Annotated in this window: 18 protein-coding genes and 1 pseudogene; 13 read left to right on the top strand and 6 right to left on the bottom strand. The window is 56.1% G+C overall.

The genetic code is table 11. The features are described from left to right. Positions 1-69: 69 nt before the first annotated feature. From AC33YF_RS10275 to AC33YF_RS10265, 3 genes are all read right to left on the bottom strand, one after another. The gene (locus AC33YF_RS10275) at positions 70-456 is read right to left on the bottom strand and encodes a hypothetical protein (protein ID WP_491777112.1); all 387 of its coding nucleotides are present in this window, start codon (positions 454-456) and stop codon (positions 70-72) included. A gap of 42 nt (positions 457-498) precedes the next feature. Next, complete coding sequence (locus AC33YF_RS10270) at positions 499-753, bottom strand: hypothetical protein (protein WP_491777111.1); 255 nt, start codon at positions 751-753, stop codon at positions 499-501. A 65-nt stretch (positions 754-818) separates the two neighbouring features. After that, the gene (locus tag AC33YF_RS10265; protein WP_491777110.1) at positions 819-1,031 is read right to left on the bottom strand and encodes a hypothetical protein; all 213 of its coding nucleotides are present in this window, start codon (positions 1,029-1,031) and stop codon (positions 819-821) included. 123 nt (positions 1,032-1,154) lie between these two features. On the opposite strand from AC33YF_RS10265, the gene AC33YF_RS10260 reads away from it, so the two are divergent. The 3 genes from AC33YF_RS10260 to AC33YF_RS10250 all read left to right on the top strand — a co-directional run bounded on the left by AC33YF_RS10260 (position 1,155) and on the right by AC33YF_RS10250 (position 2,946). Beyond that, positions 1,155-1,343: a hypothetical protein gene (locus AC33YF_RS10260; protein WP_491777109.1), complete on the top strand. Its 189-nt coding sequence runs from the start codon at positions 1,155-1,157 to the stop codon at positions 1,341-1,343. A 977-nt stretch (positions 1,344-2,320) separates the two neighbouring features. After that, complete coding sequence (locus AC33YF_RS10255; protein WP_491777108.1) at positions 2,321-2,647, top strand: hypothetical protein; 327 nt, start codon at positions 2,321-2,323, stop codon at positions 2,645-2,647. 68 nt (positions 2,648-2,715) lie between these two features. Continuing rightward, positions 2,716-2,946 (top strand): hypothetical protein, encoded by a 231-nt coding sequence (locus AC33YF_RS10250; RefSeq protein WP_491777107.1) that lies wholly within the window; start codon positions 2,716-2,718, stop codon positions 2,944-2,946. A 936-nt stretch (positions 2,947-3,882) separates the two neighbouring features. On the opposite strand, the gene AC33YF_RS10245 is transcribed toward AC33YF_RS10250, so the two are convergent. After that, positions 3,883-4,041 (bottom strand): hypothetical protein, encoded by a 159-nt coding sequence (locus AC33YF_RS10245; RefSeq protein ID WP_491777106.1) that lies wholly within the window; start codon positions 4,039-4,041, stop codon positions 3,883-3,885. Between the two features lie 514 nt (positions 4,042-4,555). Between AC33YF_RS10245 and AC33YF_RS10240 the strand changes: the two genes are divergently transcribed. Then, positions 4,556-4,765, top strand: a complete 210-nt coding sequence (locus AC33YF_RS10240) for a cold-shock protein (RefSeq protein ID WP_491777105.1) — start codon at positions 4,556-4,558, stop codon at positions 4,763-4,765. A gap of 154 nt (positions 4,766-4,919) precedes the next feature. On the opposite strand, the gene AC33YF_RS10235 is transcribed toward AC33YF_RS10240, so the two are convergent. After that, positions 4,920-5,105: a hypothetical protein gene (locus tag AC33YF_RS10235; protein WP_491777104.1), complete on the bottom strand. Its 186-nt coding sequence runs from the start codon at positions 5,103-5,105 to the stop codon at positions 4,920-4,922. 533 nt (positions 5,106-5,638) lie between these two features. Between AC33YF_RS10235 and AC33YF_RS10230 the strand changes: the two genes are divergently transcribed. The 9 genes and pseudogenes from AC33YF_RS10230 to AC33YF_RS10190 all read left to right on the top strand — a co-directional run bounded on the left by AC33YF_RS10230 (position 5,639) and on the right by AC33YF_RS10190 (position 12,243). Next, on the top strand, positions 5,639-6,139 hold the full coding sequence (locus tag AC33YF_RS10230; RefSeq protein WP_491777103.1) for a DUF2441 domain-containing protein: 501 nt from the start codon (positions 5,639-5,641) through the stop codon (positions 6,137-6,139). A gap of 284 nt (positions 6,140-6,423) precedes the next feature. Further along, positions 6,424-7,236: a transglutaminase-like domain-containing protein gene (locus tag AC33YF_RS10225; RefSeq protein WP_491777102.1), complete on the top strand. Its 813-nt coding sequence runs from the start codon at positions 6,424-6,426 to the stop codon at positions 7,234-7,236. Positions 7,237-7,750: 514 nt separating this feature from the next. Continuing rightward, a complete protein-coding gene (locus tag AC33YF_RS10220) occupies positions 7,751-8,008 on the top strand; it encodes a hypothetical protein (RefSeq protein ID WP_491777101.1) in 258 nt (85 codons plus the stop codon). Between the two features lie 168 nt (positions 8,009-8,176). Beyond that, a pseudogene (locus AC33YF_RS10215) lies at positions 8,177-8,914 on the top strand (putative zinc-binding metallopeptidase). After that, positions 8,859-9,278 carry a putative zinc-binding metallopeptidase gene (locus AC33YF_RS10210; protein ID WP_491777113.1) on the top strand — a complete coding sequence of 140 codons (420 nt, stop codon included), beginning with the start codon at positions 8,859-8,861 and terminating at the stop codon, positions 9,276-9,278. The pseudogene AC33YF_RS10215 and the gene AC33YF_RS10210 overlap by 56 nt, the downstream one beginning before the upstream one ends. A gap of 612 nt (positions 9,279-9,890) precedes the next feature. Beyond that, the gene (locus AC33YF_RS10205) at positions 9,891-10,100 is read left to right on the top strand and encodes a cold-shock protein (RefSeq protein ID WP_491777100.1); all 210 of its coding nucleotides are present in this window, start codon (positions 9,891-9,893) and stop codon (positions 10,098-10,100) included. A gap of 397 nt (positions 10,101-10,497) precedes the next feature. After that, a complete protein-coding gene (locus AC33YF_RS10200) occupies positions 10,498-10,668 on the top strand; it encodes a hypothetical protein (protein ID WP_491777099.1) in 171 nt (56 codons plus the stop codon). A gap of 119 nt (positions 10,669-10,787) precedes the next feature. Further along, positions 10,788-11,834: a UDP-3-O-(3-hydroxymyristoyl)glucosamine N-acyltransferase gene (gene lpxD, locus AC33YF_RS10195; protein WP_491777098.1), complete on the top strand. Its 1,047-nt coding sequence runs from the start codon at positions 10,788-10,790 to the stop codon at positions 11,832-11,834. Positions 11,835-12,033: 199 nt separating this feature from the next. Continuing rightward, positions 12,034-12,243, top strand: coding sequence for a hypothetical protein (locus AC33YF_RS10190; protein WP_491777097.1), 210 nt, complete (start codon positions 12,034-12,036; stop codon positions 12,241-12,243). Between the two features lie 913 nt (positions 12,244-13,156). Here AC33YF_RS10190 and AC33YF_RS10185 read toward each other — a convergent pair. Then, the coding region (locus AC33YF_RS10185; RefSeq protein ID WP_491777096.1) for a hypothetical protein at positions 13,157-13,513 on the bottom strand (357 nt) is incomplete at its 5' end.

The raw sequence follows: 13,513 nt of genomic DNA, 5'->3' as shown, positions 1-13,513 counted from the left end.
TTTTTTTGGCCAGCAAGAGCGAGTCTCAGCAGCGTGCACGTCGAGTACTTGTTCATAGTCAATATGTTCTCAAGCAAAGCCCTTCCAACAAAGAAACGCCCCTAGCGTGATGACGAGTACTCCGCTGATAAGAAGAAACTCCGACCACCGAGCCACCATTTTGCGGGCAAGGGCTTCGACCTGTTGAGGGATAAGGATGCGCAAACTACCACGGACGATCATCAGCCAGCCGACAATGGTGATGATCACCGGCCAGTCCCACACCCAGACATTATGGGTGAGTACAATGGCAAGACCCCCGGTGAGAGCTATCGCTCCAAATATATAGAGCAGCGTATAGCTCGACATCACTTCGTCTACGATTGCGCGATACCTACCTTCGTTTAGGAGCAGACCGATACCCACGATAACGAAAATCGGGCCGATCAACTTGGCGAGAAAGAGCGAAGTATCCATCAATGTGACCTATCAACGCCCCATTTTCTGCAGCCTAAGCGACTAAAACCCACGACGCCAATAGCGGCGGGCGCGACGTCTTAAGTATCGTCGTGGCACTCGGTAAACGTAGTAACCGCGTGGACGGTAATCGCCGTACTGCGGAACGTAGCCTCGCCTGTATCGCGGATAGGCATAACCATAGCCGGGACCGGGTCCGACATACACGCGGACGCCGCCAGCCGAGGCGGTTGTTGGAGCAAGCGTCACCAAGAAAAGAGCGACAACGCCTGCAACGAGGACTAATGAATGCTTCATAGCGTTACCCCCTTGTGAGTCAAACAACACTTAGCGAGGCACGCGGACTCAGGCTCTGATTCACGTCAAGGGCCGGGGATCAGTAACTCGGGTAGCCGAGCAACATTCACCGCAATCCGACGCGCCTCATCGAAGGTGAGCACCTTCGCCCATTCTGTTTGGGCTTTTATGTCTCTCGCATAGACATAGGCCAGCGCCTGCCCAGTGGCGTCCAGCACCTTATAGCCGCCCGGTATCGGCTCGACCTGCAAGGGTGCTAAGAAACGTCTTGATGTCATGGGAAGCCCCTCAGTGCTTTCCCGCGCGCAGAGTGAGGCTAATATTGAGTCACCGCAACGCGATGGCATGTAGACATGGTCTCTTCTTCTGACAGCGGAAACGCGGACAGCAAAGGAAAGCGAATGGCAAAGTGGTCAGTATGCACGGACGAGGCTGGGAACAACCTCTACATCAACCTCGACAATGTTCTGTACCTGGCGCGGTATCCGGGCCGTGAAAGCACGACGATCATGATGGTTGGTGGCAAAAAAGAGAACGTTCAAGAAAAGCCGGACGCGGTAGTCATCGCGGGTGAGGACGTAGGCCAGTAAGCGGCTCCTGAGCTAATCGGGAAGCAAGGGCCGACGCATCGCGCAATGTCCTCTTTACGTCCCCCGCGCAAGCGCAGTGTAGCAGACAAAAAGAAAGCCCCGCGGCCTGCCAGGGGAAACTGCGGCGCGGGGCTCACTCATTGGGCTCACCTCTGATTCCAAAGAGGGAGCGCGTCTGGGAGAAGGACTCTAACCCGACGCATGTCTTTGATACCACATGCGCCTCATGGGGTCACCTTGCAGCGGAACCCATAGACGGGCGGACAAAAAACCCCCGGCGTTTCCACCGCGGCAGTCATCTATGGAACGACGCGACAACCCGCTAGGAGCCGCGCCGCAAGATGCTGACATATGAAGTTGAATACGGAGAGATTAGCATGCCGGGCGAAAAGGCCGAATCCGCAGCGGAATGACCAGCTCTAGCAATGCCAGCAAGTGAGGCTGGCCTAACGTCTGCTTCTGGCACCTAAGGGATGTCAATGACGAAGCCAAGGATGTCAGCTTTGGGGCACATAGCGGTTGTCACGATGCCGCTTTCCGATATCGCCTAATGACCCAAAGCGGACCCGCTTCTCAGACGACGCAACGTCAGCTAATGACCCGAAGAGGACTTCCCCGATTTACGACGTGCGGTGTGCGGGAAGGGTTGCCCAGAACCGAGCGTGCAGAGCTGCTTGACCCGAACTCAACAAATCTCCGTGCTTCGAGTTTAGTCCCTTGTCAGCCATATTAGGTAGGCGACTAGGGCGATAATGATAAACGGCGAGTATTTCAGGGCATAGGCGAGTGGCAAAGCGATCATGCCCGGCATAGTGAACCTCTCAGTTTGTGGAAAAGACACGGCTTGCGCCGAATCGGCAAATCACGTCGGACACTACTTTAACACGCTTTCCAAGCCATAGGCTGGCGCGTCGAGTCGCTGTGAATGTTGCTAGGCTGCTAGGGTTTGTTGAGTACGTCTAACGAGGAAGGATGTCATGACTAACAGATTGATCATTGCTCTACTCGCTCCGGCTATGGCCATCAACTTGCTTATGGTCTGCGACGGGAAGGGCAACCGTGCCGTCGCCCAAAACAACAATCTTAGTGAGAACGATGTCGAGAACTTCTTTCGGCAACATACAGTCGAAGGAAACCATGCTGTTGCTATGAAGAAGCGTTCTCTCGGTACCGTCACGTACTTTGCAACGGTCCACGGTTACCCCAACAATCTCGCCGTATGCGAAGAGGTGCTTGCGCCGTACAACAAGGACGTCTCGCGCTCTGCTATTTCGGGAGAGTATTTTTGCGAGGTGCTCCATTGACGGCAGATTTGCGGCGCATTGCCGTGAATGTTGCCAAGCCGCCGCAAAAGATTTGAGGATATTCAATTATGCCAGACCCCGGTCGATTCATCGCGTGGAGCAAACAGGAACAAGCCACCCTGCTACAGCAGCTCGAACTCTTGGAGTCGGGAAAGGTGCGCACAGGTGAGGACCAAGGCGACGGCTGGGTTGATACAACAGATCAATCCATCGGCCGCATTAAAAAGAGACTCGCCGAACTAGAGGAGCTTTTGACGGAAGCAGGATCAGGGACCGCGTCAAAACCAGGTGAAAGGTAAGCTTTCAATGAGGCACGGCGAATGGCTGTGAATGTTTGTAAGCCCGCTGTTGCTGGCCAAGCGATTCTACTAACGCAAATATCTTACGGGATCGGCTTTCCCGCATGATGGTCGAAGTAGACGTACTCACAGGGTAACGAGCCGCGAAGTGGTACAGGCCAAGGGGGCTAGACACGGGTAAAGGCCAACAAGCCTCAAGTCCGTTTCCAACCCAGAGCAGAACAGCTACGACGACCAAGCTCAAATGTTATCCGTGTTGTCGTTGCTAGCAGGGATCGCCAACCTTTCGCAAAAATCCCAGCTCTTGAGACCGATTCAAGCCCTCGCTGTTTGGGTTCTTGTTGGGTCGAAGGCTCAGGGTTTTCAGACGGCCGTCTGCTAATGTGTGACTCATTCAGACCATGAAGACGTCCGATCCGCGCGCAAGCATCCGTTGAATGTGTTTCGGGAAGGCAGTAGGCCCCGCACTTCGGGCAACGTTCAATCTTCGTAGCTCTCATCTAGACGACCTTAATTGTTGTGATACCGTTCTCGCGCCCTTCATTACCTATCTAGGCTCGGACGCAGCAACCGATGAAGTGAACGCAGGTCTTCCTCGGACAGCCTTACCCAGCGTTTGCCATCGACGGGCGCCCAAAGATTGCATGTCAGGCATCCGCACAGTTGTTGGCCATGGTTCGCTATCTCCATGAGGGATCGGCGACATTGGTTGCAACGTTTAGCGTGGTATTCAGACATCGGAAGTGGCAGCCAATGCGAGGCTGGTCAAATAGACTTCCGACAGGCAGGTGCGTGTGCTGCGCGGCTGTGACCGGCGCTCCATTGCCTTTGTATGCGCGGGGTCCAGTGATACTGATCTCTCGTAAAACGTTTCGGGGCTACGGGTTGAGTTGTGACGCTTGCGTGGGGCTGTGTTTAGAGAAGTTGTCACGGCCTTCACCAAGGGCCACGACTAAGGGTCAGGATCAGCGCCGCGGCAAATACCGCTCCCGTAAGCAGGAACGAGAAGACGCCAATCGAGCGTCTCGGCATATACGCGATGACGCCGCGGTTTTTCAGAGCGCCTCGGCTCTTATGGTCGAGGGAGTCTGTCATAGTGCCCATCCCAAACGGCATGTGCGGCATGCCGATCGATTCGATAATAGGAATCCGAAGTCCAAGGTCTGCTCTGAGTCTGCGTGCGTGTTGAGCTCGCACAAACAAATTCGGATGCGGCTTTGGTTTACTTCTCACCGCACAGATTTTTGCAGGCGGGAGTGTCCCCACTCTCTGCGGTCGGAGCCTGTGGTTACTTTAGCGGACGATGTCTGACTATGCGCCTTCCCGAGCGGAATAGCGAGTCGTGAAATCATCTACGCTCTATAGATGGGCTCTACTCGAATCGACGCATCAAGGCAACGAACCTTCAGAAAATGAAGTGCAGCCTTGTAAGTGTCGCACTTCGCTCTTTCATGACAACGAGTTGGGCCGGACAATATGGCCGTTTCGCCCTCGCTGATTGCCAGGCGCACGTTCAGACCCTCCAAACATCGACGAATAGGTTTTGGGCTGCGCTCCGGTGCGGCCTTGAGCGGAATTGCAACCAACTACAGCGAAAGGACGACCCCTTATGATCAAGGGCACTGTGAAATTCTACAACGACCAAAAAGGCTTCGGATTTATCGAGCCGGAAGACGGCAGCAAGGACGTGTTTGTTCACGCCACCGCGCTTGAGCGCGCCGGCATCGGCGGGCTAGCCGAAGGCCAGAAGGTCTCTTTTGATACTGAAGTTGACAGCCGCAGCGGCAAGACCGCCGTTGCCAATATCGAGGCTGCATAGTTCCTTTGGAACCAGCAACCTAGGTGAACTCAGAGCCGTCCCCTCGGGGGCGGCTTGTTAGCTCTGAGGCCTGCGTTGACCTGCGCCTCGATGGCCGTCCGACCCTTTGGACCGTGGACTACTCCAACGCCAGGTAGCCAACAGCGCACCTAGATCAAACCTTGTCGGCATTCTTTCCTAAGCCGCCAAGAACAATTTCCAACATGGTATTGGGGTCACTCGCACCTTTGGTGCAGACCATTTCACTTAGCTCACGACGAAGGGCGCGTTCTAGCTCTTCATCGCTCTCAAGTTCCGACACACCTACTTCGCTATTGGTCGCGCCCGTCGTGTCTTTCAAAGCTCTCTCCAAACCTTCAATTCTTCGGTAGGTAGGTTAGACGCGCGCGCACAATCTATGCCGCTAGGCTACGCCCGTGAGCGTAAGGCATACGAGTAAGAAATGACGAGATTATAAATTTGAGGCGCGACAGTTTAGACAGATGTCCGCTTATGGCACTTAGCTGACCTTAGTCGCGAGGCTGGGGATGTCAGGTTAACGGCGTAAACTGGACATGGTCGGTCGACCGTGCAAGTTACGCTTCCGACCCAAAGCGGACGTAGGGACGGATAAGCCCTTCGGCTACGCCACGTTGATCAACGTCCCTTACTTTCGTCACTGCAGAATGTCGGGGGCCTTTTTTCTGTTATGCTCCGCCAGCGCGGTGGAACCCAATTGAGGCGGCTTCGCGTATCGGATGACAGGCTAGATGCACAGGCCTCAGACCAAGGCCATACCCAGAGCCACATCGTGCAGGACGACGGGGCCATTGACGCAAAGGGATGCGTTTCGGCGCCGGCATAGGCGCTGAGGTGCGCGAGGATCAAAGAACAATGATTTTTTTTCATTCGAGCCCAACGCTCGAGACAGCTGGCAACGTCGTTCGGCCAGGGAACTGGGGCCGCATTGTCAGGAAGAAGGGTAAGACACATCCCTATTGGGAAGCCGAGCCGGTCTTCGAACGTATCCGCCAAGAGCGATTCAACCATCTGCCGAGTAGGCTCAACTCCGCTTATGGGTGCCCCACGCAAGCCCAACTAGAGTTCTTTGTGCGCGTTGGATTCAGGAACGATGTCCGCGCCCACTATCTCTACGCTGTCGAGAAGCTTGAGCCAGATGCCCCCCAACACATCGCCGACTACAGCCTCATGACGCTAAACGCCCCTGGCGAAACTCTCGCGGGGCAGGCAGAGCGGTATTGGCAGGGCGGATTTAGGTACAAAATCGCTGATAACCCTGGAATGATATGCGAGGAAATTATCACCTCGTCGCCCTTGGTCATTCTGGAGCAGATCGGTTTTGTCGGCCCAAAGCAGAAGGGACGGCAGCGGTAACTCCGGTTCTCTATTGCCGTCACCCCCCGACCGTTCCATTTGGCGAAGGAGACGCAGGGCCGCTGTACGTGTTACTGCAGTGAGTCTATCGGTAACGCTGGGGTGGTCTCGGCGATCGCCGCACTACTATCCTGCGGCATTCCTAGCTCTCAGATGAAGAAATGGGTTCGTTTTGAGCCCCGCTTGGCCTGCGCTTCATTGCGACGCGCCGTAGCCTTGGCCTTGTGGTGCGGACAGGCGTTCCACACTCAGGCCGCAATTGCCACTCGGCGGAGGGGATTCCAGTGCTGATACGCTATGGCTACGAAATGACCTTAGTCTGTCAGCAGCCAACAGCGCTGGTTTGCATGCTATCGGTCCATCAGGATCGCGCGGCTGATATAAGATCCCCCGAAACAACCTTCACGACGCCGAACGTCCCTGTGTCGACCTACTACGATCTGTTCGGCAACCTCTGCCGAAGACTGGTTGCGCCCGCAGGCGACTTCACAATCTGGGGCGATGCCACCATCGAGGATGACGGCGAAAGGGACCCCGTGATCCCCGCGGCCAGAGAAATCTCCGTACCGGACTTACCTAGCGATTGCCTCGCATATCTTATGGGCAGTCGCTACTGCGAAACGGACAAGCTTAGCCAAGTCGCATGGGACTTTTTCGGAACATTGCCTCCCGGATGGAGGCGTGTGCAGGCAATTTGCGACTTTGTGCATGCCCATATCCGTTTCGACTATATGCAAGCCCGCGCGACACGTTCAGCTTTCGAAGTCTTCCATGAGCGAGTTGGGGTTTGCAGGGACTTTGCCCATTTGGCGGTGGCGTTCTGCCGTTGCCTCAACATTCCGGCGCGTTACGTTAATGGCCACCTTGGCGATATCGGGGTGCCAGTGGTTGATCCAATGGATTTCAGCGCTTGGATGGAAGTGTTTCTCGATGGCCAGTGGCATACATTTGATCCACGCAACAACATTCCCAGGATCGGCAGGATTGTGGTCGCCCGAGGACGAGACGCTGCCGATGTTCCTCTCATCAATTCATTTGGACCTCATTTCCTCAAGTCTTTCAAAGTGTGGACCTACGAGGTGGAGGCATCGCAGTGAACGCTCGCGATCGTTGATCGATACTGAGGCCGCGCGAGGAGGGGCACGACATTCGACCTTGCTTATCTGACGAGACCGGCCCATACACGCAAGTGATGGCGCACCCGACGATGGGTGCTGGCCCCGCGCTCACGACAATATTGGAACCATTCTTGAGCGTGCGCCGCTGCTGAAGTCGCTGCGTGGCGAGACACCATGTCTGTAGTCCGTGCGCAGTAGTTCGCCGCGACAGCGCAGTTACCCGCCTCGGCAGCACTCTCAAAGCCTTCGATCATGTTGCCGGAGGAGATTCTGCTACGTTACTCCAGATGGCAACAAGCGAGATGTTTTCATTCAAGCAGCTACGCGTCAGCGCCACGGTACAATCGCCATCATCGAGGCCGACAGACTCACCTTGGAGCTTGATATGCCCACACCCGAGCATCGCAAGCGAGGAGGGGACAGCTGTCGTGACCCGGCGTAGCTGAGGCGGAGACCGCACGTCACGATCAACCTCACGCAAGGAGCGAAGTCTATGGCTAAACTTGATTACAACACTCCCGCCGAACTCTATCCGAGACAACGGAATGTCGGTGCAAGTCCAATAGGTTCGATTGGGTACAGGCGTTTCGACTCTGCAGCAGAGGCTGTGAAGTTTGCGGTCGAAGAGCTGCCTTCAGAGCTACTGTTGGGCACGCATCTTGTAGTCGACGGGGCTCGGTTCGACGGAGCCGGAATTCGAGCGCTTTACGAAGACGCTGACTACCCCTTGAAGCGGCACACTTCCAGTTGAGTGCAAGACGTCGGGTCCAGGAGCAAGCTTCAATCTTCGGCAGACCATTGAACCGACGCCCGCAGCTTACCCGGCACATCGTCGACCCCAACGGCGGGTCCAACATCGATTTTGTTTCGATCGCTCTCTTAAGGAAAGCAATTCTGTGCAGTCCGTGATCAGTGCACAATGAAGTTGTTCGAATGCCAGCACTGCGGTCAGTTGCTCTATTTCGAGAACACGCGGTGCGAGCGTTGCGGGCACGTTCTGGGCTATCTGCCGGATCGAGAGAACTTGGCCACCATTACGGGCGACGGCTGTGGCCGCTGGCATGCGCTGGGCGACGCCGAGGCAGCTTTCGGCTTCTGCTCCAATACTGCCTACGATGTCTGTAGTTGGCTCGTTCCGGCGGACGCGCCAGAAACACACTGCCGTGCTTGCCAACTCAATCGGACGACCCCCAACCTCGATGAACCAGAGAATTTACTTCTTTGGCGACGTTTGGAAGCTGCCAAACACCGCCTTGTCTTTGGGTTGCTGCGGCATCGTCTGCCGCTAGTCAACAAGTTCGACGACGCCGAGAAGGGACTTGCGTTTGATTTTCTCGCGGGTTCGGGCGCGACGTTCTGAGAAGGCCCACAGATTATCACAGGCCATAGCCAGGGACTGATTACCAAAGATATCTCTGAGGCCGATAATGCGGAACGCGAACGTCATCGCCGAGACCTGGCGGAACCCTACCGCACCCTCCTTGGACATTTCCGTCATGAGTCTGGCCACTATTATTGGGAGCGACTTGTACGGGGGTGGTGTCTGGCACGAAGCCTTTCGGTAGGAGCTTGGCGACGAGCGATACGATTACGGATCCGCCCTGCAAGCCCACTATGCAAAAGGGGGCAAGCCCGGCTGGCAGGATCGGTCCGTTAGTAGCTACGCCAGCGCCCACCCCTGGGAGGACTTCGCGGAAACCTGGGCGCACTATTTGCACATGGTCGATACTTTAGAGACGGCCGCCGCCTTCGGTCTGCGCGTGCGCCCTGAAGCTGGCCGCAACGCCGCGCTCGAGATGGACATCGATTTTGATCCATTCCGTCAAAACAATTTCGATGCATTGATCGCCGAATGGTTGCCACTTACGTATGCGGTCAACGGCCTCAACCACAGCATGGGCCAGCAAGAACTATATCCCTTTGTCCTGGCGCCGAAGGTCATGGGCAAGCTCCGTTTCGTCCACCGGCTCATCCACGGAAACAGTGACGCAAACCGACCTGAGGCGTCAAAGCCTGATTAGCTGGCCTGGGCATGATGGGCATTTGGCCGATGAGATCGATGTCAGCTTCATTTCAGAATTGCTGGTCGAGTTGACTTGAACAGCAGGACGACGGTGAATAGCTCCTAGCAACGCTACCAAGAGGGCCTCCGCGCTTCTTCCCTGTGATTTTAGAAGAGGAGCCCCGCAGCCCTATGCGCGGGCGCGTGGCTCCCTCCTCGGCTCTACTTCAAAGTTTCATGAAGGAGCCGAGATAGGATGTCGAATGAACAGACTTTCGATCTAATCAAGCATACGTCGCCAGTACTCACCTGACCTAGTTAAATCGCACTGCGGCGTCCTTGAAAGTTCGCAGTAGCGAACCGCTTCTTGCGCCCGGCTGACGTCTTTAGCTCGCAGACCAACCGTTTGCTTATCGCCCCAAGCAACCGTTGCACGAGATGGCGCCGTGCACGACACCTTGTGCTTTCCATTGAATGCGACTATACAGAGTGATCGACATTTGGCCGGACAATTGGCCGTAGCGCACAAGCGCGCGTTTCAGACCCTCCCAAACATCGACAATCTCGCTTCGGGGCGCGGCTCTGCGCGCCTTCAGGCACAACTGCATACACTTGGACGAAAGGAACCCCGATGAATACGGGAACCGTTAAGTTTTACAACTCCAATCGCGGCTTCGGCTTCATTGCTCCCGCCGATGGCAGCAATGACGTGTTCGTACACGCCACCGCGCTGGAGCGTGCTGGCATCGCGCACCTGGCCGAAGGTCAGAGTGTCAAGTTCGACACCGAAGTCGATCGCCGCAGCGGCAAGACCGCTGTGAGCACCATTGAGGCCGCGTAGTCTTTTCGGACGAACGTCTCGATGAATAAGAGCCGCCCCTTCGGGGGCGGCTTGTTAGCTTTTCTCGAACACGTCCACCGGATGTCCAACATCGGATGCCGAACTGTCACAAAGGCTTGACATGAGAACGTCACTTACCACGCGCATGACAGCAGCCAAGCGTAGTGCCGAGTTGGTTCGTAGCCAAAGTCAGCAGCGCCATGACAATTTGATGCGCGATCAAGGACGGGAACGTGAAGCGACGGCAAAAAAGACAGCCCGCCTACGCGAACTTCGACTAGCCAAGGAAGCTGCCGAGAGGGCAGAGGCGGCACTCAAGCCTGCACCCGCCAAGCGCCCAAGAGTGCGCAGGTCGAAGCAAACTTGATCGCTGCCAAACAAGAACACCGAGGTGCAAATGGCTAAGCCGAACTACAACTTTCAGAAAGCCGAGCGTGAGCGGGCGAAGCTGCGGAAGAAGCAGGAAAAACTCAAGCGGCTTGAACAAGAGACGGCCAAACGCCAAGCGGAGCGCGTCGATGGGACCGATCCGGATGCACCTGCCGCTACCGATGCAGGTGACCCCTAACCCGAAACAACAGCTCATCGCGTTTATTCCTGCCCGAAAGGTGACCAACCTCTCCTTTCGCCCTGGCGGCCTGGTCAACGAATGGCCCGTGCCGTTTCGATCTCAGTCTTGGAGGAACCGTGGAACATCCTGGCTTTTTTGACCGCGGGGACCCCATCTCACTCAGGCACGTTGCCGACGCGGTCGGTGCTGAGTTGAACTGTGCCGACGATGGCCTGGCTGAAATTGATGACTTGCGAGCACTGGGTGATGCGTCTGCCACGCACCTCACTTTTTGCACTGGCCCCAGGCATGCCAAGGCTCTAATCGCTACGAAGGCTCGGGCCTGTCTGATAAGGCAGACCGACATCAGCCTTCTTCCAGCAGGTGTCGTACCAATGATAGCGGACGTGCCCCACCGGGCCTTCGCGATAGCACTTGGGCTTCTCTATCCTTCTTCTCTTCAACCTGAAGCGTACTCGGCGCAAGCGACCTCAAGCGGCCAACTGGTTCACCCGACCGCCGAAATTGACGAAAGCGCCACGATCGAGCCCGGGGCGATCATTGGCCGTGAGGCAAAGGTAGGCGCCGGCACCACGATTGCAGCGGGAGCTGTGGTTGGCTATCGCGTGTTCATCGGATCCAATTGCTATGTGGGCCCTGGCGCCTCAGTAACACATGCCTTGATTGGCGATCGCGTTACCCTCCATGCCGGTTGCCGTGTTGGCCAGGACGGCTTTGGTTACGTCATGAGCTCGGAAGGGCACTTCAAGATCCCCCAAATTGGCCGTGTGATCATTGGCGATGGTGTCGATTTGGGCGCGAACTCCACAGTTGATCGGGGCTTTCTGATGGATACGCAAATCGGCGAGGGAACGAAGATCGATAACCTTGTCCAAATCGGCCACAACGTAGTCATAGGCCGTCACTGCATCATTATATCCCAAACGGGCATAGCGGGATCGGCACAACTTGGCGACTTCGTCATACTCGGCGCACAGTCGGGTGTGGTCGAACATGTGAGGATCGGCGATGGAGCTTTGATCGCTGGCATGGCTCACGTAAAGGACGATGTACCGAGCGGGGCTCGTATGGGTGGAACACCGGCACGTCCGTTCAACGAATGGGCAAGGGAAATCGCGGCGGTGAGACGACTCGGCAAGAAACGCCATCATATGGATAGCTAGTTACTGTCGGATGTATCGAACGTGCCCCCGCAGGCGTTTGGTTTATGTCTGCTTTTGGCACTTAGCTGACGTAGATCTTGGTAGCCAGCATGTCTGCTTTGGGGGGCAAAACGGACCTCGCGTATCCGCTCGCTGATGTCAGCTAATGACCCAAAGCGGACATAAGCCGCGCGCGGGGGAAAGCACGGGGGGCTTCCACATGACTGACGACGACACGTCGCTCTATGAGGCATGGGACAGAACGTATGAGCAGGTGCAGTTTTGGGTCGGCGTACATGAAAAGGCGTTGCTTATTGCTCACGGCAACACTGATGATCCGGCTGTGCGGTTCGCACGCGCCAAGCGCGACGAAGCCGAGGCCGAACACCACGATGTCGTGAAGCGCCTAAAGCCCTCTGAGGGCAAGTAGCACCCTCCTTGCGCTGGCTACAAAGACCGTCGGTAGACGACACTCCTAGCCCCGTATCGCTTACACGGAGCCCACACACTGGCGTGAACGAGCGAGAGGTTTCGAGCACGTCGTTCTGACACAGCGTCATTGGTAATACGCGCTGCCAGTTTCTACCTTCTAATCATGATAAGCCCGACAGCAATATTGCAGACGGGGCACAGATTAGGAGAGATACAATGAAAGAGGCACTTCTCGCACTGACGATTCTCGCAGCTTCTGGCGCACCGGTTCTGGCCGACGGTTTCCCCAACCCCTACCAGACGAATATGCCGCGCTAAGCTTGTACCAACTAGCAAAGCCCCGGTCTTCCCTCCCTGGCCGGGGCTTTTGCTTGCCTGCACCGTCCAGTGATCCAAATGTTTGGGCTCGGCGTAAGGTAGGTGACTCGTTAAGGCTTCGCCTCTGCCCCCCGATGAAGCCTTGGCGTTGTACTCTCCTAAGCCCTAGTGCCCCCGCGCTGGGGCTTTCTTTTTGTCTGTTGCACTCAGCCTTGGCGGGGACGGCACAGTGTTAGGGATATGAGCAGACTTCACTTCCCTTATTTCATCGCTTCGGGAGAGAAGCAGGCATGTCGCGGCTCCTAGCGGGTTGCCGCAACGTCTTTTCAGCCCTGGTGCTCACGCGCCGGGGCTTTTTTTGTCTGCCTGTCGATGGTTTGCATTGCAGCGTGACCCGGTGAGAGTCTTGGTGCTAACAACGACACGCGGCGGGTTAGTGTCCCTGACCCGAACGCGCTCCCTCTTAGAAGTTTGAGGTGAGCCCAAGGAGGGAGCCCCGCGCCACATACCTGCTTGCTGGCTGCGGGGCTTTCTTTTTGTCTGCTACACTCAGCCTGCGCGGGGGAAGCACATGATGGCTCAGTCCAAATCAGTCACGCCTCTGCTGTTGGCAAACCTCTAAGGAGCAAAGCGATGTCAAAGAAATTACTACTCTCCGCGATTGGGTTGACCTTTGTATTGACATTCTCCCTGCAGCCCTCGCCTGCGCACGCCGAGATGCGAGACACTTGCAGGGAAATCGCAAAGACAAAATATCCCGACGACCCACAGCAGCGTCGTGCTTGGAGGAAGTTCTGCAAAGAGAATTTAGATGAGAAAGACACACGCCTAATGCCGAGGTTCATGCGTCGATAGAGAATAGGCTCTTCGGCGTATTGCGGCATCAACCAGCTACAATCAATTAGCCTGAAGCCCGGCCCAAAATCCGGGCTTTCTTTTTTGCACCTGCT

This window comes from Methyloceanibacter sp. (assembly GCF_058506495.1).
Note: the sequence above shows the minus strand (reverse complement) of the source record. Positions and strands in the feature narration are given on the sequence as shown.

Excerpts from the sequence above, each read along its gene's own strand:
- AC33YF_RS10255 (WP_491777108.1), top strand. The coding sequence starts at position 2,321 with ATGACTAACAGATTGATCATTGCTCTACTCGCTCCGGCTATGGCCATC.
- AC33YF_RS10220 (WP_491777101.1), top strand. The coding sequence starts at position 7,751 with ATGGCTAAACTTGATTACAACACTCCCGCCGAACTCTATCCGAGACAA.
- AC33YF_RS10200 (WP_491777099.1), top strand. The coding sequence starts at position 10,498 with ATGGCTAAGCCGAACTACAACTTTCAGAAAGCCGAGCGTGAGCGGGCG.
- AC33YF_RS10265 (WP_491777110.1), bottom strand. The coding sequence starts at position 1,031 with ATGACATCAAGACGTTTCTTAGCACCCTTGCAGGTCGAGCCGATACCG.
- AC33YF_RS10190 (WP_491777097.1), top strand. The coding sequence starts at position 12,034 with ATGACTGACGACGACACGTCGCTCTATGAGGCATGGGACAGAACGTAT.
- AC33YF_RS10270 (WP_491777111.1), bottom strand. The coding sequence starts at position 753 with ATGAAGCATTCATTAGTCCTCGTTGCAGGCGTTGTCGCTCTTTTCTTG.
- AC33YF_RS10260 (WP_491777109.1), top strand. The coding sequence starts at position 1,155 with ATGGCAAAGTGGTCAGTATGCACGGACGAGGCTGGGAACAACCTCTAC.
- AC33YF_RS10230 (WP_491777103.1), top strand. The coding sequence starts at position 5,639 with ATGATTTTTTTTCATTCGAGCCCAACGCTCGAGACAGCTGGCAACGTC.
- AC33YF_RS10205 (WP_491777100.1), top strand. The coding sequence starts at position 9,891 with ATGAATACGGGAACCGTTAAGTTTTACAACTCCAATCGCGGCTTCGGC.
- AC33YF_RS10245 (WP_491777106.1), bottom strand. The coding sequence starts at position 4,041 with ATGACAGACTCCCTCGACCATAAGAGCCGAGGCGCTCTGAAAAACCGC.
- AC33YF_RS10275 (WP_491777112.1), bottom strand. The coding sequence starts at position 456 with ATGGATACTTCGCTCTTTCTCGCCAAGTTGATCGGCCCGATTTTCGTT.
- AC33YF_RS10250 (WP_491777107.1), top strand. The coding sequence starts at position 2,716 with ATGCCAGACCCCGGTCGATTCATCGCGTGGAGCAAACAGGAACAAGCC.
- AC33YF_RS10240 (WP_491777105.1), top strand. The coding sequence starts at position 4,556 with ATGATCAAGGGCACTGTGAAATTCTACAACGACCAAAAAGGCTTCGGA.